The organism is Pseudomonas sp. NPDC087817, assembly GCF_044742875.1.
Classification (GTDB): domain Bacteria; phylum Pseudomonadota; class Gammaproteobacteria; order Pseudomonadales; family Pseudomonadaceae; genus Aquipseudomonas.
Genome location: NZ_JBIUVJ010000012.1, coordinates 1 through 25,372, shown reverse-complemented (window position 1 = coordinate 25,372; position 25,372 = coordinate 1). Strand labels below are relative to the sequence as shown.

28 protein-coding genes are annotated in these 25,372 nt (G+C 59.7%); 8 read left to right on the top strand and 20 right to left on the bottom strand.

Features of this window, described 5'->3' with window-relative positions:
* Positions 1 to 170: 170 nt before the first annotated feature.
* Genes ACIONG_RS11960 through ACIONG_RS11925 form a run of 8 tightly spaced genes read right to left on the bottom strand, consistent with a single transcriptional unit; the run spans position 171 to position 6,431 of the window.
* Complete coding sequence (locus tag ACIONG_RS11960) at positions 171 to 1,076, bottom strand: metal ABC transporter substrate-binding protein (protein WP_401299530.1); 906 nt, start codon at positions 1,074 to 1,076, stop codon at positions 171 to 173.
* Positions 1,077 to 1,976, bottom strand: a complete 900-nt coding sequence (locus ACIONG_RS11955) for a metal ABC transporter permease (RefSeq protein WP_007917717.1) — start codon at positions 1,974 to 1,976, stop codon at positions 1,077 to 1,079.
* Positions 1,976 to 2,821, bottom strand: coding sequence for a metal ABC transporter ATP-binding protein (locus tag ACIONG_RS11950; protein ID WP_401299527.1), 846 nt, complete (start codon positions 2,819 to 2,821; stop codon positions 1,976 to 1,978). The genes ACIONG_RS11955 and ACIONG_RS11950 overlap by 1 nt, the downstream gene beginning before the upstream one ends.
* Positions 2,818 to 3,747, bottom strand: coding sequence for a metal ABC transporter substrate-binding protein (locus ACIONG_RS11945; RefSeq protein WP_401299524.1), 930 nt, complete (start codon positions 3,745 to 3,747; stop codon positions 2,818 to 2,820). The genes ACIONG_RS11950 and ACIONG_RS11945 overlap by 4 nt, the downstream gene beginning before the upstream one ends.
* A 35-nt stretch (positions 3,748 to 3,782) precedes the next feature.
* Positions 3,783 to 4,358 carry a DUF6162 family protein gene (locus ACIONG_RS11940; protein WP_103304805.1) on the bottom strand — a complete coding sequence of 192 codons (576 nt, stop codon included), beginning with the start codon at positions 4,356 to 4,358 and terminating at the stop codon, positions 3,783 to 3,785.
* Positions 4,355 to 4,696, bottom strand: a complete 342-nt coding sequence (locus tag ACIONG_RS11935) for a hypothetical protein (protein ID WP_103304806.1) — start codon at positions 4,694 to 4,696, stop codon at positions 4,355 to 4,357. Before ACIONG_RS11935 ends, ACIONG_RS11940 begins: the two co-directional genes overlap by 4 nt.
* The gene (locus ACIONG_RS11930) at positions 4,693 to 5,235 is read right to left on the bottom strand and encodes a thiamine pyrophosphate-binding protein (RefSeq protein ID WP_103304807.1); all 543 of its coding nucleotides are present in this window, start codon (positions 5,233 to 5,235) and stop codon (positions 4,693 to 4,695) included. The genes ACIONG_RS11935 and ACIONG_RS11930 overlap by 4 nt, the downstream gene beginning before the upstream one ends.
* Entirely contained in the window at positions 5,232 to 6,431 is a 1,200-nt protein-coding gene (locus tag ACIONG_RS11925; RefSeq protein ID WP_401299520.1) for a PepSY-associated TM helix domain-containing protein, read from the bottom strand. The genes ACIONG_RS11930 and ACIONG_RS11925 overlap by 4 nt, the downstream gene beginning before the upstream one ends.
* Positions 6,432 to 6,753: 322 nt before the next feature.
* On the opposite strand from ACIONG_RS11925, the gene leuC reads away from it, so the two are divergent.
* Positions 6,754 to 8,172, top strand: coding sequence for a 3-isopropylmalate dehydratase large subunit (leuC, locus tag ACIONG_RS11920; RefSeq protein WP_401299517.1), 1,419 nt, complete (start codon positions 6,754 to 6,756; stop codon positions 8,170 to 8,172).
* Complete coding sequence (gene leuD, locus ACIONG_RS11915; RefSeq protein ID WP_315445910.1) at positions 8,169 to 8,783, top strand: 3-isopropylmalate dehydratase small subunit; 615 nt, start codon at positions 8,169 to 8,171, stop codon at positions 8,781 to 8,783. Before leuC ends, leuD begins: the two co-directional genes overlap by 4 nt.
* A gap of 119 nt (positions 8,784 to 8,902) precedes the next feature.
* Here the strand turns inward: leuD and ACIONG_RS11910 are convergent, their stop codons facing one another.
* From ACIONG_RS11910 to soxR, 4 genes are all read right to left on the bottom strand, one after another.
* Positions 8,903 to 9,853 carry a LysR substrate-binding domain-containing protein gene (locus tag ACIONG_RS11910; protein WP_401299513.1) on the bottom strand — a complete coding sequence of 317 codons (951 nt, stop codon included), beginning with the start codon at positions 9,851 to 9,853 and terminating at the stop codon, positions 8,903 to 8,905.
* Between the two features lie 24 nt (positions 9,854 to 9,877).
* Entirely contained in the window at positions 9,878 to 10,753 is an 876-nt protein-coding gene (locus tag ACIONG_RS11905) for an alpha/beta fold hydrolase (protein WP_401299510.1), read from the bottom strand.
* A gap of 233 nt (positions 10,754 to 10,986) precedes the next feature.
* Positions 10,987 to 11,445, bottom strand: coding sequence for a VOC family protein (locus ACIONG_RS11900; RefSeq protein WP_103304813.1), 459 nt, complete (start codon positions 11,443 to 11,445; stop codon positions 10,987 to 10,989).
* Between the two features lie 292 nt (positions 11,446 to 11,737).
* Positions 11,738 to 12,187, bottom strand: a complete 450-nt coding sequence (soxR, locus tag ACIONG_RS11895) for a redox-sensitive transcriptional activator SoxR (protein WP_401299505.1) — start codon at positions 12,185 to 12,187, stop codon at positions 11,738 to 11,740.
* 93 nt (positions 12,188 to 12,280) lie between these two features.
* Here soxR and ACIONG_RS11890 point away from each other — a divergent pair, with 93 nt between their 5' ends.
* Positions 12,281 to 12,646, top strand: coding sequence for an antibiotic biosynthesis monooxygenase (locus tag ACIONG_RS11890; RefSeq protein ID WP_401299502.1), 366 nt, complete (start codon positions 12,281 to 12,283; stop codon positions 12,644 to 12,646).
* Here the strand turns inward: ACIONG_RS11890 and ACIONG_RS11885 are convergent.
* The 4 genes from ACIONG_RS11885 to msuE form a co-directional block, all read right to left on the bottom strand.
* Complete coding sequence (locus tag ACIONG_RS11885; RefSeq protein ID WP_213026160.1) at positions 12,643 to 13,746, bottom strand: sigma-54-dependent Fis family transcriptional regulator; 1,104 nt, start codon at positions 13,744 to 13,746, stop codon at positions 12,643 to 12,645. The genes ACIONG_RS11890 and ACIONG_RS11885 overlap by 4 nt on opposite strands.
* A gap of 36 nt (positions 13,747 to 13,782) precedes the next feature.
* Entirely contained in the window at positions 13,783 to 14,970 is a 1,188-nt protein-coding gene (locus ACIONG_RS11880; protein WP_103304817.1) for an acyl-CoA dehydrogenase family protein, read from the bottom strand.
* A gap of 131 nt (positions 14,971 to 15,101) precedes the next feature.
* Positions 15,102 to 16,247: an FMNH2-dependent alkanesulfonate monooxygenase gene (ssuD, locus tag ACIONG_RS11875; RefSeq protein ID WP_401299498.1), complete on the bottom strand. Its 1,146-nt coding sequence runs from the start codon at positions 16,245 to 16,247 to the stop codon at positions 15,102 to 15,104.
* A gap of 10 nt (positions 16,248 to 16,257) precedes the next feature.
* Positions 16,258 to 16,821, bottom strand: a complete 564-nt coding sequence (gene msuE, locus ACIONG_RS11870) for an FMN reductase (protein WP_401299495.1) — start codon at positions 16,819 to 16,821, stop codon at positions 16,258 to 16,260.
* A 389-nt stretch (positions 16,822 to 17,210) separates the two neighbouring features.
* Here msuE and ACIONG_RS11865 point away from each other — a divergent pair, with 389 nt between their 5' ends.
* From ACIONG_RS11865 to ACIONG_RS11850, 4 genes are all read left to right on the top strand, one after another.
* Positions 17,211 to 17,468 carry a hypothetical protein gene (locus ACIONG_RS11865; RefSeq protein ID WP_213026157.1) on the top strand — a complete coding sequence of 86 codons (258 nt, stop codon included), beginning with the start codon at positions 17,211 to 17,213 and terminating at the stop codon, positions 17,466 to 17,468.
* Between the two features lie 100 nt (positions 17,469 to 17,568).
* On the top strand, positions 17,569 to 18,183 hold the full coding sequence (locus tag ACIONG_RS11860; protein WP_103304820.1) for a LysE family translocator: 615 nt from the start codon (positions 17,569 to 17,571) through the stop codon (positions 18,181 to 18,183).
* Between the two features lie 205 nt (positions 18,184 to 18,388).
* The gene (locus ACIONG_RS11855) at positions 18,389 to 19,555 is read left to right on the top strand and encodes an aminotransferase class V-fold PLP-dependent enzyme (RefSeq protein ID WP_401299491.1); all 1,167 of its coding nucleotides are present in this window, start codon (positions 18,389 to 18,391) and stop codon (positions 19,553 to 19,555) included.
* Positions 19,556 to 19,611: 56 nt separating this feature from the next.
* On the top strand, positions 19,612 to 21,420 hold the full coding sequence (locus tag ACIONG_RS11850; RefSeq protein ID WP_401299488.1) for an aminopeptidase P family protein: 1,809 nt from the start codon (positions 19,612 to 19,614) through the stop codon (positions 21,418 to 21,420).
* Positions 21,421 to 21,468: 48 nt separating this feature from the next.
* On the opposite strand, the gene ACIONG_RS11845 is transcribed toward ACIONG_RS11850, so the two are convergent.
* Both ACIONG_RS11845 and ACIONG_RS11840 read right to left on the bottom strand, forming a co-directional pair.
* Positions 21,469 to 22,065 (bottom strand): 2-hydroxychromene-2-carboxylate isomerase, encoded by a 597-nt coding sequence (locus ACIONG_RS11845; RefSeq protein WP_401299485.1) that lies wholly within the window; start codon positions 22,063 to 22,065, stop codon positions 21,469 to 21,471.
* Positions 22,066 to 22,102: 37 nt separating this feature from the next.
* Positions 22,103 to 22,831, bottom strand: coding sequence for an SDR family oxidoreductase (locus tag ACIONG_RS11840; RefSeq protein ID WP_103304824.1), 729 nt, complete (start codon positions 22,829 to 22,831; stop codon positions 22,103 to 22,105).
* A 91-nt stretch (positions 22,832 to 22,922) separates the two neighbouring features.
* Here ACIONG_RS11840 and ACIONG_RS11835 point away from each other — a divergent pair, with 91 nt between their 5' ends.
* On the top strand, positions 22,923 to 23,486 hold the full coding sequence (locus ACIONG_RS11835; RefSeq protein ID WP_103304825.1) for a TetR/AcrR family transcriptional regulator: 564 nt from the start codon (positions 22,923 to 22,925) through the stop codon (positions 23,484 to 23,486).
* A gap of 1 nt (position 23,487) precedes the next feature.
* Here ACIONG_RS11835 and ACIONG_RS11830 read toward each other — a convergent pair whose 3' ends face one another.
* Positions 23,488 to 23,769, bottom strand: coding sequence for a hypothetical protein (locus ACIONG_RS11830; protein WP_103304826.1), 282 nt, complete (start codon positions 23,767 to 23,769; stop codon positions 23,488 to 23,490).
* A gap of 169 nt (positions 23,770 to 23,938) precedes the next feature.
* On the bottom strand, positions 23,939 to 24,826 hold the full coding sequence (gene rhtA / locus ACIONG_RS11825; protein ID WP_401299480.1) for a threonine/homoserine exporter RhtA: 888 nt from the start codon (positions 24,824 to 24,826) through the stop codon (positions 23,939 to 23,941).
* Positions 24,827 to 25,372 lie beyond the last annotated feature (546 nt).

Below are 25,372 nucleotides of genomic sequence, written 5' to 3'. Positions count from 1 at the left end.
GTGACAGTCAGCGGGTTTTTTCATGGCTGGAACTTGTGGTGCCTTTTAGCCCCCCATCGCTGGCAAGCCAGCCCACAGTGATTTGCGGTGTGTACACCATTTGTGGAACACAACCAACCCTTGTGGGAGCTGGCTTGCCAGCGATGAACGATGACTCGGTACAACTGAAGTTATGCGCCGCTCAAACCCTTGAGCAGCAGATCCACATTCCCCTCAAGCTCAGTCACCGGATCCGCCGCATCGGTACTCAGCACCAGCAGACGACTACCCGACTCGGCAATCGCCGCTTTCACCGCGTCCGAAGGCTGCCGGTGATGCAACACCACCGCCACATCATTGTCCTTGAGCGTCGCCGTCAATTGCTTCAGATCCTCCGGCGTCCACTCGCTATCAGGACGTGGATCCTGTCCGATCAGCTCCAGGTTCAGGCTGCCGATCAGATAACCGAAGTGATCGCTCAGACTCATCACACTCAGGTTATCGGCACTGGCCAGACGCGCCTCACTGTCGGCACTGAGTTTGAGCAGGCGCTGTTTCAACGCCGCCAGATTCGCTTCGATCTTCGGTTTGGCAGCCGGTGCCAGACGCACCAGATCCGCCGCCATCACGTCGGCCATGCGTCCCATATTGTTGCTCGCCAGCCACGGCTGACTGTTCAAGCCATCGACCTTCGAGCCCGGTTGCACGGCGATGCCGGGCAGGGCGCCATCAACCGGGCGTGCGGCATCGACCTCGACGATACGGATGTTGCTGCGCCGGGCGATCGGATACAGCGGATCATCGGCCCACAGCGAACGCACGCCGATCACCGCGTCAGCCCCGGTCGCCAGTTTGCTCAGCGCCGGGGCGCCGCGACCGGTGAAATAGGCGGTCTGTCGGCTGCCCGGCAAATTTGCCGGTGCGGCGCGTTCCAGGCTGATGTCAGTACCCTTGAGCAGCACTTCGCCCAAGCCGTAGGTGATCGGTAGCGAGGCCAGCACCCGCAAGGGCTTGCTGCTTTCAGCGGCCATCAGCGGTGTGCAGACCACGCCGCACAGGGCCATGGCCAAGGTCAGGTTGCGCAATGAAAAAGTCATTTATCCAAGATTCCCTTTCAGACTCGGGACAACCCCGCGCGCGATGGCGGCGAGGGCGAAAGCAATGCCGGCGACCAGAATGATCGCGGCGCCAGACGGGATCGGCAGATCGAATACGATGGGGGCGAGAATTCCGCACAGCGTGCTGACGGTGGCGATCAGCACCGAACACCAGAAAAAGCCCTTGAGCGACTGACTGAGCAAGCGCGCCGCCGCTGCCGGAATCACCAGCAACGCGCCGACCAGAATCGCGCCGATGACTTTTACCGCCGCCACAGTGATCAGCGTGACCAGAATCACGAACAGGTAATCCAGGGTCTTCACCGCCACGCCGCGCACGGCGGCCAACTGAGGGTTGAAACTGGCCAGCATGATGCGGTTGTACAGCGGCAGCGCCAAAGCCATGACCAGTGAACCGACGATGGCCAGCACCGCCAGATCATTGCCATTGACGGTCAGGACTGAACCGAACAGCACGTTTTCCAGAATGTGCACGTTGATCTTGCCCGCCAGAATCAGTAGCAGACTCGCGCCCAGCGCCAGCGATACCGACAGGAACACGCCGATCAGAGTGTCCGGCGCCAGGCCGGTGCGGTTGCGCAGGTAATTGAGCAGAATGCCGAACAGCAGGCAGTAGCCGAACAGGCTGCCATACGGTCCGGTGTAAGGTTCGCCGAGCAGAATGCCGATGGCCACCCCGGTCAAGGCGGCGTGGCCGACCGCTTCGGAGAAAAACGCAAAGCGTTTCACCACCACCAGCGTACCGAGCCCGCCCAGTACCGGGCCGATCAACAGACCGGCAAGCAGCGCGTTGACCACAAAACCATAGGCCAGCGCTTCCGGCAGGTAACCGGAGGACGCCCAGCCCTGAACCATCAAGCGAAAGGCTTCATAACTCATCAGACAGCGCTCCGTGGATGGGTTGAAAACAGGCTCAGCAGACGTTCCGGGGTCAGCGCCTGTTGTGGCGTGGCGTCGAACAGCACGCGACGGTTGAGGCCGGTGACGCGATTGGCCAGACGCCCGACTGCTTCCAGATCATGCTCGATCCACAGCACTGTAATGCCCGCCGCGCGCCAGTCGCCGAGCAGGCGCTCGAACACCTGGATCCCGGCCTCATCGAGGGCCGACATCGGCTCATCCAGCACCAGCAATTGCGGGGCAGGGATCAGGCCTTGGGCGAGCAACACGCGTTGACGTTCGCCGCCGGACAGTGCGCCCATGCGCCGTTTGCGTTTGTCCTGCATGCCGACCCGTTCCAGCGCCTCGCCGATGGCGCCGGCGTAGTGCTTGCTCAAACCGAGAAACGCCGGGCGGCGCTGACACATCGCAGCCATGAAATCGTCGACGGTCATCGGCAAGCCGCGATCAAACTCCAGCGCCTGCGGCACGTAGCCGATGGTGCCGGGCTCGCCGGGCCATTGCAGGCTGAGCTGGCCTTGGTGCGGCATCTGTCCGAGCAGGGTCTTGATCAGCGAACTCTTGCCGCCACCGTTGGGGCCGACCAGCGCATGGACGCTGCCGGGCAGAACCTGAAAGGTGACGTTGTCGAGAATCGTGGTGCGGCCCAGCGTCAGGCAAACCCCCGCAAAATCCAGCGTCGGCCCGAAACCCTGTAGGAGTGAGCCTGCTCGCGATAGCGGTGCGTCATTCGATAAAGATGTTGGCTTATCGGGCGCCTTCGCGAGCAGGCTCGCTCCCACAGGGGATTTGGAGGTGTCAGAAAGGGTTTCTTTTACAGTCATGCCCCCGACTCCTGAATCGCCCGCACCACGGTGTCGAGGTTGCCGGTCATTTCCTTTTCGTACTTGTCGGCGGTGTATTCGCCGTAGGAAATGTGCGACAGCGGATACAGCTTCACACCCGACTCACGCTGAATGGTTTCGACGTACGTGGACGGGAAATCCATTTCCGAGAAAATCACCTTAACGTCCAGTTCGCGCAGTTGGTCGATGGTTTTCTTCAACTGGCTGGGGCTCGGTTCGATCCCGTGTGCAGGTTCGACCACGGCCGTCACTTCCAGGCCGAATTCGCGCAGCAGATAGTCGTAAGCCGCGTGGACGGTGGCGACACGCAGTTCGGCGTTCGGCGCCTGGGTCAGTTTGGCCAACGCATCGGCACGCATCTGCCGCAGGCGTTTGCCGTAGGCGCGAGCGTTCTGGGTGTAGGTCTTGGCATTGTCCGGATCAATTTTGCCCAACTCCCGGGCGATGTTGTTGACCTGCGCGATGGAGGCGCTGATCGACAGGAAGGTGTGCGGGTTGACCACTTTGCCGGCACCCCGTGCGGCGACTCCTGTGGCGGCCAGCAGCGGCACGTTTTCGTTGGCCTCGATGGTTTTGATCTTCGGTGTTTCGCTGGCGGCGATCATGCGGTCGGCGAAGTCATCATGGCCCACGCCATTAAGCACGATCACGTCGAGGCCGCTGATGCGCTTGATGTCTTCGGCGCGCGGCTCGTAGGCGTGCGGGTTGAAACCGGCCGGGATCAACGGGACGACTTCGGCCTTGTCGCCGACGATGTTCGCCACATAGCTGTAATAAGGATGCAGGGTAATGCCGATGCGCAGGCGCTTGGCCTCATCGGCGCTGGCCAACGGGCTCAGCAGACAGGCGCAAAGGCCAAACAGAAACAGACGCAATAAAGGACGACGAGGCGATGAACTGGACATGGGCAAACGGTCTTCTCTCGGTTGAGGGCGAGGAATCAATGGCGATGTTCGCGGGTAACCCCGGCATCGTATTGCGTGACGATCTGTTTCCAGCCAGCGGCAGACAGCGCAGCGTCGGTCAGATCCTGCGGCGCCGTGAGAGCGGCGTCACGGTTGAGCCAGATATCCGGCGCAGCCTTGTCGTCGCTGTCGATGCGCATCAGAAACGAACCGGCAACGGCAGGCGTCTGGCTGTGGCCGAAGTAGGCGGTGTCTGCCTGCATTTGCCAGGCATGACCGCCACGGCTGACGGAACTCGCGTCCTGCGCAAACGGCGCAAAGCCTTCATCCGCGAGGTTTTGTGGCGTCGGCAGGGTTTTCTGCTCTTCACGCAGCAAGCGAATTTCGTCCAGGGTCACGCGCAGGTCGGCATAAATGCCTTGCTCGGCGGCACTCAGGTCGCGGCGAGCATCGAGTTGATCGCTCGCGACCGGTTCCGGGTCATGGGACACCCCGCGCCACGCCACCACGGAACCGGCCAGCGCGAGGATCAGCAGGCACAGCAGCAGAACGTTGAGGGTTTCATGACCGGCACCGGCCGGGCGCACGATTTGTGTGGTGGGCGTGGTCATGGGGCTTCGATATCCGCTTGGTCGATTTCGACGACGTGGCCGGGGCCGGCGTCGAACAGCACGTAGAACTCGGCGCCGGGTTTCTTGAAGGTCAGCGTCGAATCACTACCGAGCTTGCCCGGCACCAGAATGGTTTCGTCGTAGCCGATCACGTCCAGGGTCACCCCCGGTGCGCCACTGCCGTCGGAAAAACCACCGGTGCATTTGATCTGCTCGGCGTCGATGGCTTTGCATTCGCACATCGGGTTATGCGCCAGGGCGCTGGCACTGAAACCGGCGCACAGCACCAGCAGCGCGGCGCCCAGCCGCAGGCGGGAAGGATGTTTGGCAGGGCTCATGGTTTGGCTCCTTGTTTATTCAGCCAGGCGACAGTGGCGGGGGAGGCCTGGCTCAGGGGAATCGAGGCCTGATGCATGCTGCCGTCCCAGCCTTCCATGGTGATCCACAGTTCGGCGTCGGTTTTGGTCTTTTCCGGGATCGGCATTTGTGTGCCCATGCGGTAGGGCGTGCCAAAGAAGATGGTTCCGGCTGCGCGCAGGCTGCGCGGCTTGCCGATGCGCAGGTAGGTGGCTTTGACCTGTTCGACACAGGTATCGCACAGGGCTGCGCTGAAGTCTTTCATGTAGCCGGCCGGGCCCGTGAGGATGGGGGCCTGGTCACGCAGTTCGGCCAGGCGCAGACTCCATGGCCCGACCTGGATATTGCCGATTTCATGTTGTCCCAGGCCGCTGTCGCCGCGAAACAGCGAAGCGTCGGCGAAGTACTTGGGCATGAAGCCCAGCGGGATCAACAGCAACAGGATGTTGATATGAAACCGCCATTTGCGCCAGAAACGCGCCAGTGGCGAGGGCGCCGCGGTCGTTTTGGACTTGCTCATTGGGTGGCCTCCGAAGGTTCACGGCTCATGACCGCTTGTGCCTTGGTGCGGTTTTTCTTGTCTTCGCGTTTGAGCGCGTTTGCGGTAGCGAGGGCAGTGCGTTTGGTCCAGATCAGCAAGCCGCTGAGCACCATCATGCTCAGCAGCAGGCCGAAGAAAAACCAGATCAGCTTGATCCAGATACCGCCGAAGTCACCGGTGTGCAGCGGGCGCATGGATTCCGTGACGAACTCCAGCGAGGAGCGATCGGAGAGCAAACGTGAAGCGGCCATATCACCGTTGTACGGATTGAGTGTCGCGGTCTGGAACATCAACGGATACCAGCCGCGACCACCGACACTCATGTGGCTGTAAGCGTTACCCGGCAGGCTGACGAAACTGGCTTCCAGTCCCGGAATCTCCTGCTGAGCGATTTCGACGGCGCGATCCAGGCTGATGCGCGGGGGCGGCGTGCCGGCTGCGGAAATCGGCACGCTTTCACGGGACATGGCCGGAATGATCGGTTCACTCGAGATTGAAATCTGGTTGTCGAACAGGAACGCCCGAATCAGGAACCAGATGCCGGTGATGGAGATCACCGCAATGAACCAGATTGACCAGATACCGGACAGTCGATGGAAGTCGCCCCAGAAAATCCGCGCGCCGTGGCGCACGCGCAGGGTCGGGCGCAGAAAGCCTTTCCAGAAGCGTTTGTAGACCACCAGGCCGGTAATCAATGACACCAGCATCGGCACGCCGAGAAACGACACCAGGTACCAGCCCCAGCTGTAGCCGTTGGTGAACGGCACCAGCCACCAGCCGTGCAGGGCGCGGGTGAAAGCCTTGAAGTCGAAGGTGGGCGCGGTGCCCTGGATGACGCCGGTGTACGGGTTGACGTAGACCGTCAGCGAGCGCCCGTCGGGGTAGCTGACTTCGACATCGAGGGCAAAGTGCGACTCGTCCGGACGACTGATGCTTTCGACGATTGTCTGTGGCTCGGCTTTTTTGATCGCCGTCAGCACCTGATCGTAACTGAGCAGCGGGGCGTCATCCGACGGCTGGCTGGCGCGCATTTGCGGGTTGGCCAGCCAGACGATTTCCTGGCTGACCACCGCCAGTGTCCCGGTCACGCAGACGATCAGGACAAAAAACCAGATCGGCAACGCCAGCCAGCTATGCACCAGGAACCATAGTTTTGAACGGGATTTCTTCGACATGATTGCGCGTCTTGTTTTCGGTGGAAGGGAGCGGGCTACGGGCTTCGCAGCACGGGAATCCCCGAAAGGCGCTCGTGGCTTTTGCCTACGCGAACGGCCTGCATCTCTATAGGACGAATGAGCGTGGTAAATCCCGAAAAGCGATATGAAAGCAAATGTTTCGCAATTCGCTTGGTCAGCACAATTACCGCAGGGGACGGGACCTCGGTGCCCGGCAGATCAAACACGATTCATGGACGACGCGATCACTGTCTGCCGATTGATGGCAACTCGCCGCTGCCTATGATGGAGCTCACCCGGATTCCCTGCGTGAGTGCTGTTCATGACCCCCAGAACCCTTTACGACAAACACATCGATTCGCACACGGTGTGTCGCCTCGACGATCAGGGCCACGTCCTGTTGTACATAGATCGTCAGGTGATCAACGAATACACCAGTCCACAGGCCTTCAGCGGTTTGCGTGATGCCGGGCGCGAGGTATGGCGCCCGGGGACGGCGCTGGCGGTGGTCGACCACGTCAACCCGACCGCACCGCAGCGGGTCGCGGCGATGCCCGACGCGGGTGGCGCCCGGCAAGTGTCATATCTGGCGGAAAACTGTCGGGACTTCGGTATCGAATTGCTCGACATTCTCGACAAGCGCCAGGGCATCGAACATGTGATCGCCCCCGAGCAGGGTTTTATTCTGCCGGGCATGGTGATCGCCGCCGGCGACAGCCACACCACCACCTATGGCGCCCTCGGCGCTTTCGGTTTCGGCATTGGTACCTCGGAAATCGAGCATCTGCTGGCCTCGCAGACGCTGGTTTACAAACGCCTGAAAAGCCTGCGCGTGACAGTCGATGGCCAACTGGCGCCGGGTCTGACCTCCAAGGATGTGATCATGGCGCTGATCGCCCGGATCGGCGCGTCCGGGGCTACCGGTTACGCCATCGAGTTCTGCGGTTCGACCATTGCTGCCCTGAGTGTCGAGGCGCGCATGACCATCTGCAACATGGCGGTCGAGGCCGGTGCACGCGGTGCGTTCATGGCGCCGGACGACAAAGTATTCGCCTATCTCAAAGGCAAACCGCGTGCGCCTGAAGGTGAACTGTGGGAACGCGGAGTGGCAACGTGGCGTGAATTGCGCAGTGATCCGGGTGCGCGGTTTGACCGGGAAATTCATCTTGATGCGGGTCTGCTGGAACCGATGGTCACTTGGGGCACCAGCCCGGATCAGGCCGCCGCCATCGGTGCGCGAGTACCGGACCCACAAGACATCGACGACCCGATCCTGCGCCAGGACATGCGTCGCGCGCTCAATTACATGGGTCTTGAAGCGGGTATGGCGCTAGGCGATATCGTCATCAGCCATGCCTTTATCGGCTCATGCACCAATGCCCGGATCGAAGATTTGCGTGACGCCGCCAGCGTCGTGCGCGGGCAACAGGTGGCCGCGCATGTGCGGGCGATGATCGTGCCGGGCTCCAGCGAAGTCCGCGCTCAGGCTGAGGCCGAAGGGTTGGCGCAGATCTTTATCGACGCCGGTTTCGAATGGCGTCAGTCCGGTTGCTCGATGTGCCTGGCGATGAACGACGACATCCTGGCCCCCGGCGACCGCTGTGCTTCAAGCACCAATCGCAATTTCGAGGGCCGTCAGGGCGCCGGCGCGCGCACCCATCTGATGAGCCCGGCGATGGTCGCCGCCGCTGCGATCAGCGGTAGACTCACCGACATCCGCCACTTTGGAGAACGCCCATGAGCCTGCAACCCTTCACTCACGTCAGCGGCCAGGCCGCAGCGCTGCTGGCGGCCAACGTCGACACTGACGTGATCATGCCCAAGCAGTTTCTCAAGGGCATCGATCGTCAGGGGCTGGATCGTGGCGTGTTTTTCGATTTGCGTTTTCTCGCCGATGGCACGCCCAATCCTGCGTTCGTGTTGAACCAGCCGGCGTGGCAGGGCGCGAGTTTTCTGCTGGTCGGGGCGAATTTCGGTTGCGGGTCCAGCCGTGAACATGCGGTGTGGGGCTTGCAGCAGATGGGCATTCGCGCGTTGATCGGCAGCAGTTTTGCCGGGATTTTCTACGACAACTGCCAACGTAACGGGGTGTTGTTGATTACCCTGGAAGAGGCGCAGGTCCAGCAGATCGCACAACTGGTCAGTCAGCCTGACCGAGCGCGTATCAGTATCGACCTGGAGGCACAGCAGATCGGTCTGGCCGGTGGCTCGGTGATCGACTTTCAGATTGATACGCTGCGCAAGACGGCGTTGTTGCTGGGGCTGGATGCCATCGGCAGCACCTTGCAGCGCCGCGAGCAAATCAAGGCTTTTGAACGCGAGCATCTGGCCGCCAATCCCTGGCTGAATTGAAAGCGTAACTTGTGGGAGCCGGCTTGCCAGCGATGAGGCCGGCACATCTTGCATTTGTATTGGCTGAACCGACGCCATCGCTGGCAAGCCAGCTCCCACAGGGTTTTATGGTGGTTGGGCTACAGGGACAGATCCCGGAAATGCGCCTGCAAAAACTCCACACACGCACGCAATTTCCCCGAATGCGCCAGTCGCGTCGGGTACACCGCCCAGACGTTGGCACTTTGACGGTAATCCTCGAGCACTTGAACCAGACGTCCGTCATCCAGCAGCGGCTTCACATCCCACAACGAGCGCAGCAATATCCCACGCCCATCGAGCGCCCATTGCATGACAATCTCGCCGTTGTTCGACGATAAAGGCCCGCTGACCCGCACGCTTTCCTGCGTGCCGTCGCGATCCAGATTCCAGATGCCGAACGCGTTGTCGCGTTCCTTGATCACCAGGCAATCGTGTTGCTGCAACTCATCGAGCGTCTGCGGTGTGCCGCGTCGCTGCAGATAGCTCGGTGCCGCACACAGCACTCGCCGGTTGCTGACCAGACGCCGGCCGATGTGCTGGCCAGGAATATCGTCGCCCACACGGATTTCCAGATCGAACCCTTCATGGATGATGTCCACCACCCGATCAAACAGGTCCAGGCGAATCTCCAGCGCCGGATAACGTTCGGCAAGCAATGAAACGGCAGGCGCCACGTGATTGCGGCCAAAACCGAAACTGCTACAGATGTGCAGACGCCCACGCGGGCTGTCGTGGGCGTCGGCAAGTTCGTCGTGCAGTTGCTGGAAATCATCGAGAATGCGCAACGCCCAGCGCTGCACGCGCTCGCCGTCATCGGTCAGCGAGACGCGGCGGCTGGTGCGATGCAGCAGGCGCGCGCCGAGGGTGCTTTCGAGAATCTGGATGCGCTTGCTGACGTAGGCCGGGGACAGCCCCAACTCATCGGCCGCAGCGGCGAAGCCGTGCTTGCGGATCACGGTGAGCAGTACGCGCAGGTCTTCGGGCAGGGGCACGGCGTCTTTCTTCTGGGTCATGTCAAAACGAGCACTGTCGGCAGAAGCCGCCAGCATAGCATCGACATTGGCAGGCTCCGTTCAGCGCAGAAAATCCAGCGCTTGCGCGAGCAGTAGTTGCGGGACTTCTTCGGCGAGATAGTGGCCGGCGGGCAGCGCCTGGCCTGTCACGTTCGTCGCCACTTGCTGCCATTCCCCGAGCGGATCGAAGCAGCGTCCGACGACACCGTCAGCGCCCCATAGCACCCGCAGCGGCAGATTCAAATGCTGGCTTGCGGCAATGTTGGCGCGATCATGCTCCAGATCGATGCCGGCGCTGGCGCGGTAATCTTCGCAGATCCCCCGAGCGCTGCCGGGTAGCTGCAAGCAACGCAGGTATTCACCGAACGCCTGTTCAGTGAACGGCTTGAGCCCGGCGCTGCGACTGCCCATCACGCTGCGCAGGTACGATTCGGGATCGGCCTCGATCAAGGTTTCCGGAAGCGGCGCCGGGCGGATCAGGAAAAACCAGTGCCAGTAAGCGCGGGCGAAGGCTTCGTTGGTTTGTGCGTACATCGCCAGGGTCGGGGCGATGTCCAGCAGCATCATGCGTTGCACGGCGGCGGGGTGGTCGAGGGCCAGGCGATGGGCGACCCGAGCGCCACGGTCGTGGGCGAGGATCGAAAACTGCTCGAAACCCAGCGCCTTCATCAGTTCGACGTTGTCCCGGGCCATTTCGCGTTTTGAATAATTGCGGTGCAGCGCATCGGCGGCGGGCCGACTGCTGTCGCCGTAACCGCGCAGATCCGCAGCGACCACGGTGAAGTGTTCGGCCAGTTGTTCGGCGATTTTGTGCCAGATCACATGGGTCTGCGGATGGCCGTGCAGCAGCAACAGCCCCGGCCCGCTACCGCCGAGTCGGTAGGCGATGTCGACGCCGTTGACGTGGCGCTGGTCTTTGAGAAATCCGGCAAACATCGGGCTGATCCTTTTTCAGGGTGCTTGTGGGATGCATCCTGAAATTGTCCGGGGTTCGGGGCAAGGGGCTAAATGTGGTGTGGCGGTTCATGAAGTGTGTTGTCAGTGATGGCCCATTCGCGGGCAAGCCCGCTCCCACAGGGAGCTTTAGTGTGACCACTATCTATGTCACCCCGCAAAATCCTGTGGGAGCGGGCTTGCCCGCGAAGAGGCCATTGATCACACAGCAAATCTCAACTCTGCTGGAACATCTCCATCGCCCGCTGCTTGATTTGCTCCTCGGTCAAATCTTCCTTGCGCGAGGCGAGAAACCACAGATGCCCGTACGGATCTTTCAATGTCCCGCTGCGATCACCGTAAAACTGATCCTTGACCTCGGACACCGTCGTCGCCCCGGCATCCAGTGCCCGTTGAAATGATTTGTCGACATCCGTCACATACAGATGCAAACCGACCGAAATCGCTGTGTCCGGCCCGCTCAAGGGGCCTTGATCGCACGGCGTACCGAGCATGATCGCGCTGTCACCGATGCGCAGTTCCGCGTGGCCGACGCGGCCATCAGGCATGTCCAGGCGCATGACTTCGTTAGCGCCAAAGGCTTTCTTATAAAAGTCGATGGCCTCGGCGGCTTTTTCGATGCCGAGATACGGGGTAATGCTGTGATACCCCTCGGGGATGGGTTTTACGCTCATGACGTTCTCCCTGATTTTTGTTTTACGAAATGCGGCTTCACCGCATCGGCGGAAGAATCACTATAGAACTGTCTTCACGGCCAGGAATTTCGCCCGACGAGCAGTCACTTCACGTTGAACAGGCATATAACTGTGGCGAGGGGATTTATCCCCGATGGGTTGCGAAGCAGCCCTAAAACCTGCCGATTCATTCTTTCAGGATTACCGCGCTGGGAGGCTTAGGGGCTGCTTCGCAACCCATCGGGGATAAATCCCCTCACCACAAGTTTTACATTTACCCAGAAGATTTCACTCAGGTTGGAAAGTGCGCTCCCGGCCCTTGTTCGCCCAGCACATCGCCCTGATTGCGCAGCGGGCATGCCTCCATCGACAGACAACCACAACCGATGCAGCCATTGAGCCGGTCACGCAGCAACGTCAGTTGATTGATCCGTTCATCCAGTTCTCGCCGCCATTGCTCCGAGAGCTTCTTCCAGTCCGCCGCCGTCGGTGCGCGGTCGTCCGGGAGGATTTTCAGTGCCTCGCCAATCTCCGCCAAGGAAATTCCCAGCCGTTGTGCGACCTTGATCAACGCTACCCGGCGCAGCACGGCTCGCGCATAACGGCGCTGATTGCCGGCATTGCGCTGGCTCTTGATCAAACCCTTGGACTCATAAAAGTGCAGGGCCGTGACCGCGACACCGCTGCGCGCCGCGACCTCGCCAACAGTGAGTGGCTTGTGCACGTTTTCCTTGCTGATCATGCTGAAAAAGCTCTTGACCTTGACTTAACTAGAGGTTTTACCCTGCGGTTCTTCGAGTCGCAAGACTCGTTTTACGATGAGTGGGGACTTTTCATGCAAGCATCAGCGCAAAACCGCAGCTTTACCCAATTGATCGAATTCGAGATCGAGCCTCGGCAACAACCGTCGTTGGTCTCGGCACTGTCGTTGCAGACTGAACGCCTGGCCCAGCGCTACGACGGTTTTGTCAGTGCAAGCGTGCAAGCCAGCGACGATGGCCGGCGGGTCTTGAGTTTTTTGCAGTGGCAGACGCGCGAGGCCGGGGAGGCCGCGTTTCGCAGTTTCGAAAGCGGCGAGCAGGATTTCTGGCAGTTGATCCGCGCCCATCAGGCGAAAACCGTCACCTTCAACTCGTTCCAGGTGCTGAGCAGCATCGCCCGTAGTCACGACGATGCATTGCACTGCACCCTGGTCGGTTAGATCGACAACTGGATCAGCCGCTCACCTTGCAGGTTTTCCGTCATACGCCGCTTGTTCACCGCCAGTTCGCCGATCCTGATCAACCGCGTGCGGGTGACATTGCGGCTCAGACCGAGCAACGCTGCGGTGTGCACTTGGTTGTAATGGCAGAAGCGATAGGCGGCGCGTAGCAAAGCGTCTTCGACTTTTTCGTGCAACGCCCCGGCCTGTTGGGCGAAGAGTTTCTGGAAGGCTTGTTCCAGCAACGCTTCCGGTGAGTCGTCGGCGCTGGCGTGGTGATCATCCGGGCGTTCGATACGCAGGTTCGACAGACGCAAGTCATCGCGTTCGATCACACCGTTGCGACAGATCAGCAGCGTGTGATGGATGACGTTTTCCAGTTCGCGGATGTTGCCCGGCCAACTGTAGCTGCGCAGCTTGTTTTCCGCGCCGGGGCTGATGCTGACCCGGCCGTAACCCAGACGCTGACTGTAGGCCTCGATGAAATGCCGGGTCAGCGGCAGGATATCGCCGGGCCGATCGCGCAATGGGTTCAATTCCAGATTGACCACGTTGAGTCGGTAATAGAGATCCTCGCGAAAATTCCCGGCGTTGATCGCTTTCTCCAACTGCACGTTGGTCGCCGCCAGCACTCGCACATCAATAGGGATGCTTTTGCGCGACCCTAGCCGCACCACTTCGCGCTCCTGCAGTACCCGCAACAACTTCACCTGAATCGCCATCGGCAAATCGCCGATTTCATCGAGGAACAGCGTGCCGCCATCCGCTTCCTCGAACCACCCGGCCTTGGCACTCAGCGCGCCGGTGAAGGCGCCTTTTTCGTGGCCGAACAGTTCAGCTTCCACCAGTGACTCGGAAAACGCGCCGCAATTGACCGCGATGAATGGCCGATGACGGCGGTTGCTCAGGTTATGAATGTGCCGCGCTACAAGCTCTTTGCCGGTGCCGGTCTCACCGATGATCAGCACGCTGGCTTCGCTCGGCGCGACCTGTTGCAAATGCGCGAGCAGGGCCTGGGACTTCGGGTCTTCGAACACCTGCGCGGTGGCGCGGATCGACGTGGCCAGGGCGGGTGAGGGCGGTAGAGTCAGCAGTTGCATGGGCTCGTCCTTCTTTTTAGTTCAAATGCAGGCAGGTCAGGAATAGAAGGTTGGTACCGGCAGCGCCTGATTCAGCGCCCAGTCGCCCAGCTCATGGAGTTTGTAATCCAGCGGGTCGTGCAGGGTTTGCGTGCGCAGGTTGCGCCAGTGTCGATCCAGGCGCAGCGAGGCGTGAGTCGCCCGTGCGCCGGTGACTTCAAACAAGCGGCTGCAAATGTCGAGGCCCTGACGGCTGGCGGCGACTTTGGCGGTGGCAATCGCCGTGGCCAGATGTCCGCGTTCTTCGGCGCTGAGGTTCGGACCTTTGGCCCACGCCTGATCAAGCAGCGCTGCTGCGCGCTCGACCAGCAGGCGAATGCCTTCCAGTGCAACCCAGAACTCGCCGTAATGCGCGAGCACGTAAGGATCTTCACGCACATCGCGCGCGGCGGATTTGTGCCAGAGGCGGGTTTCGCTCAGGGTGTAATTCCGCGCTTCTTCAAAAGCCCCTTCGGCAATCCCGAGAAACATATGCGTGAAGGTCAGTTGCGCGATCAACGGGCGCAAGCAGGCGAACGGTGTGCTCAGCGGGCCGGGATCGAGCAGCAGTTCCGATTCCTCGACCCGCACCCGTTCGAAGGTGGCGCTGCCGCTGTCGGTCTGGCGCTGGCCGATGTTGTTCCAGTCATCATGTAAGGTGATGCCACTGCGGCCCGTAGGGATCGCGGCGATGAGCAATTTGCCGCCAGCACTTTCATCCACTGCCGAGGCGATGAGCATCTGCGAGTCGGTGGCGCCGGAGCAGAAGCTTTTCTTGCCGGAAAACTCACGCCAGCCACCGAAGTCCTTGACCACCGTGCGGGTGTCGAGCGGATTCAAGGCGTTACCCCAAAACCAGTTCTGGCGGGCGGTCTGTTCGAACCATGGCTGCCATTGCTCGGTGCGAGAAAACAGGCGCACGGTCGCGAGCATCAGGTGATGAAAACCGAAGACGTGGGCGATGGAACTGTCGACTTTGGCGAACTCGCGGACGATCTGCAGGGTTTCACTCCAGCTCGCGCCGAGACCGCCGTAGCGGGTCGGAATGCTCAGGGCCAGCAGGCCGCTGTCACGCAGGGCATCCCGCTGGGCTTTCGGGGTGCCACCGCGCTCGTCGCGTTCGACGGCGGTCAGGGCAAATTCGGCGGCCAGTTGACGGGCAGTCTGCAAGGGGGACAGCAAGGTACTTTGCGGTTTGGCGGTCACGCGGTGTTCCTCATCAAATCGACGCGATTATCTGTAGGAGTGAGCCTGCTCGCGATGAGGTCAGCACAGTCGACATCACCGGCGCAGACACACCGCTTTCGCGAGCAGGCTCACTCCTACAGTGGGCGTTTTCAGGCCTTGGCTTGGGCGGGGAGTACGTCGTTGGCAATCATTTCGCCAAACGGCCCGGTGAGGTTGGTTACGCCGCGTCCGGCCAGGCTCGCGTATGGCTCCGGCAACAGCGGAAACACCAGTTCGGCAAACCGGTACGCCTCTTCCAGATGCGGATAGCCGGAGAAAATGAAACTGTCGATGCCCAGGTCCGCGTACTCCTTGATCCGCGCCGCGACTTGCTGCGGATCGCCGACCAGTGCAGTGCCGGCGCCGCCACGCACCAGGCCGACGCCAGCCCACAGGTTGGGTGCGATTTCCAGGTTGTCGCGACGGCCATCGTGCAATGCCGCCATGCGCCGCTGGCCTTCGGAGTCGAAACGGGAGAAGGATTTCTGCGCCGCCGCAATGGTTTCATCACTGATGTGTTCGATCAGTTTGTCTGCCGCCTTCCACGCTTCCTCGGCGGTCTCGCGGACGATCACATGCAAGCGAATGCCGAATTTGACCTTGCGACCATGACGCGCCGCACGCTCGCGCACATCGGCAAGTTTCTCGGCGACGGCAGCCGGCGGTTCACCCCATGTCAGATAAACGTCGACTTGTTCAGCGGCGAGATCATGTGCCGCGTCGGACGAACCACCGAAGTACAGCGGCGGATAAGGCTTCTGCACCGGCGGGTACAACGCCTTGGCGTTCTGCACTTTGAGATGCTTGCCTTCAAAATCCACTGATTCGCCTTGCAACACCCGGCGCCAGATCCTGAGGAATTCGTCGGTGACTTCGTAGCGTTCGCTGTGGCTGAGGAAACTGCCATCGCCTCGGTTCTCGTCCGGATCGCCGCCGGTCACCACGTTGATCAGCAAGCGGCCGTTGGACAGTCGATCCAGCGTCGCCGCCATGCGCGCCGACACCGTCGGCGAAATGATCCCCGGGCGAATCGCCACCAGATAACGCAGGCGTTCTGTCAACGGCACCAGCGCCGAGGCGATCACCCACGAGTCCTCGCAGGAGCGTCCGGTGGGAATCAGCACACCGTGATAACCGAGACTGTCCGCGGCTTGCGCGACTTGTTTCAAATAATTGAGCGTGACCGGGCGCGCACCTTGAGTGGTACCCAGATAGTGGCCGTCGCCGTGGGTCGGCAGGAACCAGAAAACATCCATGAACAGCTCCTTAAGCGATCTTCAGCAACGGTTTGATTTGCGTCGCGAACAACGGCGCGGCACGCTCGGCGGCCAAGCGGATCCGCGCTTTCAATGGCTCGCTGGTGATCTGGTAATCGGCGAAATCGGCCTCGGTGGCGTACACGCCGATCGGCAGCGTCACGGCCTGGAAGAAACTGAACAGCGGGCGAAGCTGGTGATCGAGTACCAGCGCATGGCGTTCACTGCCACCAGTAGCCGCCAGCAACACCGGTGTATCGATCAGCGCATTGAGGTCTATCAGGTCGAACAAATGCTTGAGCAGACCCGGATAGGAACCGCGATAAACCGGTGCGGCCACGATCAGCAGGTCGGCCTGTTCGATGGCTTGCAGCTGGGCTTCGACTTCCGCACTCAACTCTTGGCGCGAAAGGGCGCCACCCAGCGGACGGGCGATGTCACCGAGTTCGATCAGATGGCTCTCGATTGGCAAGTGCCCGGCCAATTCGCTCAGTAGGGCTTGGGTCAGCACCAACGTGCGCGATGGACGCCAGGTGCCGCCGGACAGGGCGACGACTTTCAGAGGACGCGACATGATCAGTTCCTTTTTCAACAGTTGCTCAGCGAGCAGTGAGTAAGTCACTGGGCTTGAGCAAGTGCTGTACCAATTCCTGGAGGGCCCGGTTTATGGGGCGTTGAGCGTTTCGGTCGGGGTCGGCTATGTGAATTAGCGGCCGGATTGTTGATCCACTGTTGCCAGTGCAACAGTTGCTGGAGCAACAGTGGCGAATGCATGCAGGGATTTATAAAGGTTGATTGATATTCCGTAAAAGAACGTTAATTGATATTTATAGATCATTAGGAGATATAGGCCGGTAATGCTGATTTTCTGATAGCCACTATTGAGAGCGATGATTTTTGCGCGAGTGTGCCCGGGCGTAGCCTTTGTCCATCGACCCCCACATTGCTCGCCAGGACGCTCCCATGAATCGTTTATTGACTGTCTCCCTATTGCTCGCTGTCTCCGTTCTCGCCGGTTGCGCCAGCCATGTTTCCCCGGAATTGCGCCCCTACACCGCAGAAGAATCCCGCGAACTGGCGATGGAAGCGCTGAACCGCAGCGGTTTGTCCTTCGACGAATACCACGCGAAGAAAGCCCAATTGCTGGGACAGTCGCAATTCGACAAGCAAGCCGAAATGAGCGCAGAACGTGCGGTACAGCTGCACGGTCGTCCAAGTTAGAAGAAAACTGTACTGCTCGAAGTTTTTCCCAACTGTCCGTGGGTTTGCCGGGCCGCGTGGGATAGGGTCAACATCTGAATGACCCTGACGGATTGAACCCATGACGCTCTCGCTTGATCTTTTGCTGGGCTTTGCCCTGTTTGCCCTTGTCACCTCGATTACACCGGGACCGAATAACACGATGTTGCTCGCATCGGGGGTTAATTTCGGTTTCAACCGAACCATCCCGCACATGCTCGGCATTACCTGCGGTTTCTTCGTGTTGGTTGTCGCCGTAGGCTTTGGCCTGGGTGCGGTATTTCAGACTTACCCGCTTCTCTACACAGTTCTGCGCTATGTCGGCGCGGCGTACCTGTTGTATCTGGCGTGGAAAATCGCGCACTCGGGGCCTGTCGGTGACAACGTCGAAGGCGACGCCAAACCGATCAGTTACCTTGGCGCTGCGGCGTTCCAGTGGGTCAATCCCAAGGCGTGGATCATGGCCATCGGTGCTATCAGCACCTATACGCCGATGCAGGGCTACTTCACCAATGTGGTCGTGATCGCCGCGGTGTTCGCCATCATCAACTTGCCGAGCGTTGGCGTCTGGGCCGCATGCGGCACGCTGTTGCGCAATGTGTTGAAAGATCCGCGCTGGCTGCGCGTGTTCAACTGGGGCATGGCGGCGTTACTGGTGATTTCGTTGTACCCGTTACTTCTCGAAAGCTTTAGCTGACGCATTGCTTCAACCGCCGGCCCGATGCCTGTTAAGCTCGGCTTCAGGAGCGTTCCTACGCACTTTTAAATGAAGTTGTTCTTCTTTAACGGCATCCGATCAGGTATTGATGACGCTCTCGAACCGACGCGCAGCTCACAAGGCTGCGCAGTGCCGTTTGCAGACACGAGCCTCCTGATCCCGGAACACGCTCTGCGAGTCTTTTATGAACATACGTCCGTTGTATTTCGATTACGCCGCCACCACCCCGGTGGACGAGCGGGTCATCCAGGTGATGATCGAATGTCTGGGGTTTCACGGTAATTTCGGCAACCCGGCCTCCAGCTCCCACGCGTTCGGCCAGCAAGCCCGGCAAACGGTCGAGCAGGCCCGCCGGCAAGTCGCCGAACTGGTCGGCGCGCAAGCCGAACAGATCGTCTGGACCTCCGGTGCCACCGAGTCCAACAACCTCGCCCTCAAAGGCGTCGCCCAGGCGCGCGGTGTGCCCGGCGGCCACATCATTACCAGCCAGATCGAACACAAAGCCATCCTCGATACCGCCCGCCAGTTGCAGGACGCCGGCATTGCCGTGACCTACCTGGTGCCGGACGCCGATGGCTTGATTACCCCGCAAGCGGTCAGCGAAGCCATGCGTGACGACACTTTTCTGGTGTCGCTGATGCTGGTCAACAACGAACTCGGCACTGTCAACGACATCCCGGCCATCGGTGAAATCGTCCGTGGTCGCGCGGCGTTGTTCCATGTCGACGCGGCGCAAGGCGCAGGTAAGGTGGCGATTGATCTGGCGCAGTGGCCGGTCGACCTGATGTCGTTTTCAGCACACAAGCTCTACGGTCCCAAAGGGATCGGCGCGCTGTACGTCGGTCCCCGGGCGCAGCAGCGCGTGCAAGCGCAGATTCACGGCGGCGGACACGAGAGCGGTTTGCGCTCGGGCACCTTGGCGACCCACCAGATCGCCGCAATGGGCGCCGCATTTGCCTTGGCCGCCGCTGCATTCGATGAAGAGAAAAAAACCATTGTCGCGTTGCGCGAACGCTTGCTTGAACAACTGCTGAGCCTGCCGGGCATGCGCCTCAATGGCAGTGCCACCCAGCGCATTCCGCATACCTTGAGCCTGACCTTCAGCGAGGGCGAATTCAACAGCGCGGCTTTGAGCCATTCGATGGCGTTTTCCGCGACTTCGGCGTGCAATTCCGCGAGCAACACGCCGTCGCATGTGCTGTTGGCCCTGGGGCATGATGCGCGTCTGGCCGGGCGTACCATCCGCTTGAGCCTCGGCCGTTTCACCACCGCCGAAGATATCGACAAGGCCGCGCAACTGATCAAGACCGCCTGCGCCAGTGCTCCGGCATTCTGGGCGACAGGGCTTTAACGCGCCGGTTGTTCCGGTGACGAACAATAACGATGAAGTGATTGGCAGGAGACATGATGAGTACCCAGACTTTGACCGAAGGATCGGTTCCCCAGCGCCTGGCGCACACCCGTGAACTGATGCGCCGCGAAGGCATTCATGCGCTGTTGGTGCCGTCCGCCGACCCGCATCTGTCGGAATACCTGCCGGGTTACTGGCAAGGTCGGCAGTGGCTCTCGGGTTTCCATGGTTCGGTCGGGACTTTGATTGTTACTGACGATTTCGCCGGTGTCTGGGCTGACAGTCGTTATTGGGAACAGGCGACCAAGGAGCTCAAAGGCAGCGGTATCGAACTGGTCAAGCTGCAACCGGGTCAACCGAGCCCGCTGGATTGGCTGGCTGAGCAAACACCGGAAGGTGGTGTGGTTGCGGTCGATGGCGCGGTGATGGCGGTGGCTTCCGCCCGCACGTTGGGCAGCAAGCTCGAAGCACGCGGCGCACGTCTGCGCACCGATATCGATCTGCTCAAGGAAGTCTGGAGCGATCGCCCAAGCCTGCCGAATGCGCCGATCTATCAGCATTTGCCGCCGCAAGCGACTGTCAGTCGCGGCGAGAAGCTCGCCAAACTGCGCGAGACGTTGCAGGAGCGCGGCGCCGATTGGCACTTCATCGCCACCCTCGACGACATCGCGTGGTTGTTCAATTTGCGTGGCGGTGACGTGTCGTTCAACCCGGTGTTTGTTTCGTTCGCGTTGATCAATCAACAGCAAGCCACGCTGTTCGTGGCGTTGAGCAAGGTTGATGCTGATTTGCGGGCAGTGCTGGAGAAAGACGGCGTAACGCTGCGTGATTACACCGAAGTGTCCGACGCTCTGCGTGCCGTACCGAGTGGCGCGAGCCTGCTGGTGGACCCCGCGCGCGTAACCAGTGGTCTGCTGGATAACCTCGATAGCGGCGTGAGACTGGTCGAAGGCTTGAACCCGACCACGCTGGCCAAATCGCAAAAAAGTGAAGCTGACGCCCAGCACATCCGTAAAGCCATGGAACAGGACGGCGCGGCACTCTGCGAGTTTTTCGCCTGGCTGGAGTCGGCCTGGGGCCGCGAACGCATTACCGAACTGACCATCGACGAAAAACTTACCGCTGCCCGTGAGCGTCGCCCGGATTATGTTTCGCTGAGTTTCAACACCATCGCTGCATTCAACGCCAATGGCGCGATGCCGCACTATCACGCCACCGAAGAAGAGCACGCGGTGATCGAGGGTGATGGTCTGCTGCTGATCGACTCCGGTGGTCAATACCTGGGCGGCACCACTGATATCACACGTATGGTGCCAGTCGGCACACCGACCGAAGAGCAGAAGCGCGATTGCACGCGCGTGTTGAAAGGGGTGATTGCGCTGTCACGGGCACAGTTCCCCAAAGGCATTCTGTCGCCGCTGCTCGACGCTATCGCACGCGCGCCGATCTGGGCCGAAAGCGTCGATTACGGTCACGGCACCGGTCACGGCGTGGGGTATTTCCTCAATGTGCACGAGGGCCCGCAGGTGATTGCCTACCAGGCAGTGGCGGCACCGCAAACCGCGATGCAATCGGGGATGATCACCTCCATTGAGCCGGGCACTTATCGTCCGGGCCGTTGGGGCGTGCGCATCGAGAACCTGGCGATGAATCAGGTGGCGGGGAGTAGCGAATTCGGTGAGTTCCTCAAATTCGAAACCTTGACCCTGTGCCCGATCGATACACGCTGCCTGCTGCCATCGTTGCTGACTCAGGAAGAGAAACAGTGGTTCAACGCATACCACGCTGAAGTGCGCGAGCGCTTGAGCCCGTTGCTCGAAGGTGCAGCGTTGGAATGGCTGAATACGCGTACTGCTGCAATCTGATCGTGTACAACTCAGGCGCTGAAATCAGCGCCTGACTTTTTTGTCGATTCAGGATTGGCGTAACGCTTCCTCGACGAAGTCGAGACGATCCTGGCCGAAGAACATCTGATTGCCGATAAACATGGTTGGGGCACCGAAAACACCACGTTTAACGGCCATCTCGGTATTGTCTTTCAATGCAGCCTTGACGGTTTCGTCGCTGGTCAACGCCAGGACTTCATCGGGATCAAAGCCGTGTTCGCTCAACACAGCGGCGACTGTAGCCGGTTCGTCCAGGCTTCGGCTTTCTACCCACAATGCGCTGAACAAGCAGTCGATAAACGCTTGAAAGCGTTCCGGCTGGCGCAGCTGTATGCCGGTGACGGCACGCATCAGTATCAGCGTATTGATCGGGAAGTGCGGATTGAACCTGAGGGGCACGCCATAGCGTTTTGCGTAGCGATCCAGGTCTTGAAACATGTACCGACCCTTGGCCGGAATCATTGCCGGAGAAGCATTGCCGGTTGCCTTGAATACGCCGCCGAGCAACATCGGGATATAGATCAGCTCGCTGCCGGTATCGGCGCAGATTTTCGGCAGCTGGGTGTAGGCCAGGTACGTGGCAGGGCTGCCAAGGTCGAAATAGAACTCCACGGTTTTCGTCATTATCGCTGCTCTCTACTTATTGTTATGGGCGGTGGGTTTACCAGCGTTCGTTCCAGGGGCGCAGATCCAGTTCGAATGTCCATGCGTCCCGTGGCTGACTGTGCAGATACCAATAGTTTTCGGCGATGTGTTCGGGATTGAGGATGCCGTCCTGATCCTTGGTGGCGTACTTCTCAGGGAAACTGGTGCGGATGAAGTCGGTATCAATAGCACCATCGACCACGACATGGGCGACATGAATGTTCATTGGTCCCAACTCGCGCGCCATGCTTTGCGCCAAGGCGCGGATGCCGTGTTTGGCTCCGGCGAATGCAGCGAAACCCGACGCACCACGCAATCCGGCAGTGGCCCCGGTGAAAAGTATCGTGCCGCGTTTGCGGGTGACCATGCGTTTGGCCACCTCACGGGCGTTGAGAAAGCCGGAGAAACAAGCCATTTCCCAGATCTTGAAATACTTGCGAGCGGTTTCTTCTAGGATGCTGCAGGGCACGTTGGCGCCGATGTTGAAGACAAACGCTTCAATCGGGCCGAGGCGGGTTTCAATGTCTTCGATCAAGGCAATGACGTCTTCTTCCTTACGCGCATCGCAGGCAAAACCGTGGGCTTCGCCGCCCTCGGCCTGAATCGCCTCCACCAGTGGCTGCAATTTATCGACGCTGCGCCGGGTGACGCAGGCGACGAATCCTTCTTTGGCAAAACGCTTGGCAATCGCTCCTCCCGTCGCATCGCCTGCGCCAACCACCAATACGACCTTCTTGTTATTCATGGGTGTACCCCTTTAGTAAACGATCGTTAAGTGAACGAACGTTATGCTAGGATCCGAGTAACGTCAAGGCGGCCAATTCGAGGATCAACACATGCGTTATTCCGCCAGTCACAAACTGGAAACCCGTGAAAAACTATTGCAGAGCAGCGCGTTGTCGGCCAAACAAAACGGGTTTTCCACGGTCGGCGTCGATGGTTTGATGAAAGCCATTGGTCTGAGCGGAGCGGCGTTTTACAGTCACTTTTCGTCGAAAGATGCGCTGTTCACGGCGATCGTCGAGCGAGAGTTGGGGCAAAGCCTGGCGCGATTGGGCGGGCAGGGCGAACAGGATCGTGAACGGCTGGAACGCTGTCTCAAACACTATTTGAGCATGGCTCACGTTGAACAGCCTGAATCCGGCTGTGCTCTGCCGGCGCTGGGTGCGGAAATCGCCCGTTCGGAAATTCAGGTTCGTGAGCAGGCCGAGCTGTGGATCTGTCGGCTTCAAGAGAGTTGGGCGCGGATACTGGAGAGCGACAGCCTGGCGTGGTCGGTTCTGTCGCAGTGCGTTGGAGCTCTGGTGGTGGCGCGGATGCTGGCCACGCCGGACATTCAGCGAGCGGTGCTGAAGTCCAGTCATGACGAGATTGGTCGCCAGATCGCCAGTCTGCCGTGATCTATTTACAGATGACGATCATGCTGCGGCTGGTGTAACCGGCGGGATTGAGACCGAATGGATAATCGCCAGGCTCCTCCACGGAGTCCCCCGACTTGGCGATGACCTTATAACCTTTCGGAGCGCAGGAGTTGGCTGCGCTGGTATAGCACTTGTCCCAAGAGGACGAGAGCCCCGAACAGTTGATGTGCAGCCCTTTCTTGCCGTGCTTTACCTGGGTTTTCGAGGTCGCCGCACAGCCCGCGATTGCGAGTACGGCGATCAGTATCAAAATTCGTTTCATTACCGTCCTTATAGCGGCCGCGAGTCTGACGCTCGGGTCTGCCTGTATTCGCCTGCGCTCTAAGCGTTGTGAAATCCCTGTCCGAAAAAAATCCATGTCTGGCATTGGGTTACGGGCCTAAACATGGCCTATATGAGCGCCAATTGCCAGACCTTCGTCAAATCCTGTTTCAATCTGCCGCAATGGCGGGCTTGGCGGCACTGCCCATGGTCATGGTGGCGCCGACGGAAGCCAGGATGATGCACAGGATCGCCATCCATTGTGACAGCGTGAGGTATTCCTGCAGAAACAGCAGACCTGACAGCGCACCGAACGCGGGTTCGATGCTCATCAATGTTCCGAAGGTGCGCGCTGGAATACGCGTGAGCGCGACCATTTCCAAGGTATAGGGAAGGGCGGTAGAGAGGATGGCAACGCCAATTGCCACCGGGATCAGTGATGGCGTCAGTAGCGCGGCACCCGCATGGACGATGCCTATGGGGGCGACAAACAACGCCGCGATCATCACGCCCAGTGCTGCGGTGGTGACTCCGTTATCTGCACCGGCCTTCTGCCCGAACAGAATGTACAGCGCCCAGCAGGCACCGGCCCCCAAAGCGTAGCCGGCACCGGCCAAATCGATTCCGGCGGTTGTTGCCCCCGTCGGTATCAATAGCAGCAGTCCGGTTGCAGCCAGTCCGATCCATAGAAAGTCGATTGCACGACGAGATGCATAGATGGCTACGGCCAGTGGTCCGGTGAATTCGAGGGCAACGGCGATCCCCAAAGGCACTGTGCGCAATGACATATAGAAGAGAAAGTTCATTCCACCTAGCGCCATGCCGTAGACGATCACCGTACGCAATGACTTGGCTGTCAGCTTTGCTCGCCAAGGGCGCAGCAATAACAACATGATCACACTGGCGAAGATCAGGCGCAGGGTGGTTGTTCCCTGAGCGCCAACTACCGGGAACATGCTTTTGGCCAGCGATGCGCCGGACTGGATCGATGCCATGGCTATTAATAGCAGGCCAACCGGAAACAACATTGAGGCAAGGGAGCGGGGTTGGTCATTCATTACAGGGCATCGTCCTAAATAAGAGCTGAGTGTTGTTTTAGGTGTTGGGCAATATACTGCGCATTCAGGGCTGGCGCGTCTATATATAAGCAGGCTTTTCCGGCGTTTTGATAAAAAGCGAAATTAACGGTTGACGGCAGATTCTGGAGGTCTATAATTCGCCCCACTTCCGGCGCAGTCGAAACGGAAAACTCCTTGAGATTCAATGAGTTATACGGTTTTCGAGAGTGGGTCGCTTCAGTTCATCGAAGCCTGGAAGGAGTTGAAAGTGTCGTGATGTTTGACTCTTTTAACGGTTCGATCTTCTCGGTCGAAAGCGGAGAAAAAGAGGTGTTGACAACAGCGAGTAACGCTGTAGAATTCGCCTCCCGCTAACGAGAGATCGGAAGCGCAAGTGGTTGAAGTTGTTGAAGAATTCTTCGAAAACTTCTGAAAATAATCACTTGACAGCAAATGAGGCTGCTGTAGAATGCGCGCCTCGGTTGAGACGAAAGATCTTAACCAACCGCTCTTTAACAACTGAATCAAGCAATTCGTGTGGGTGCT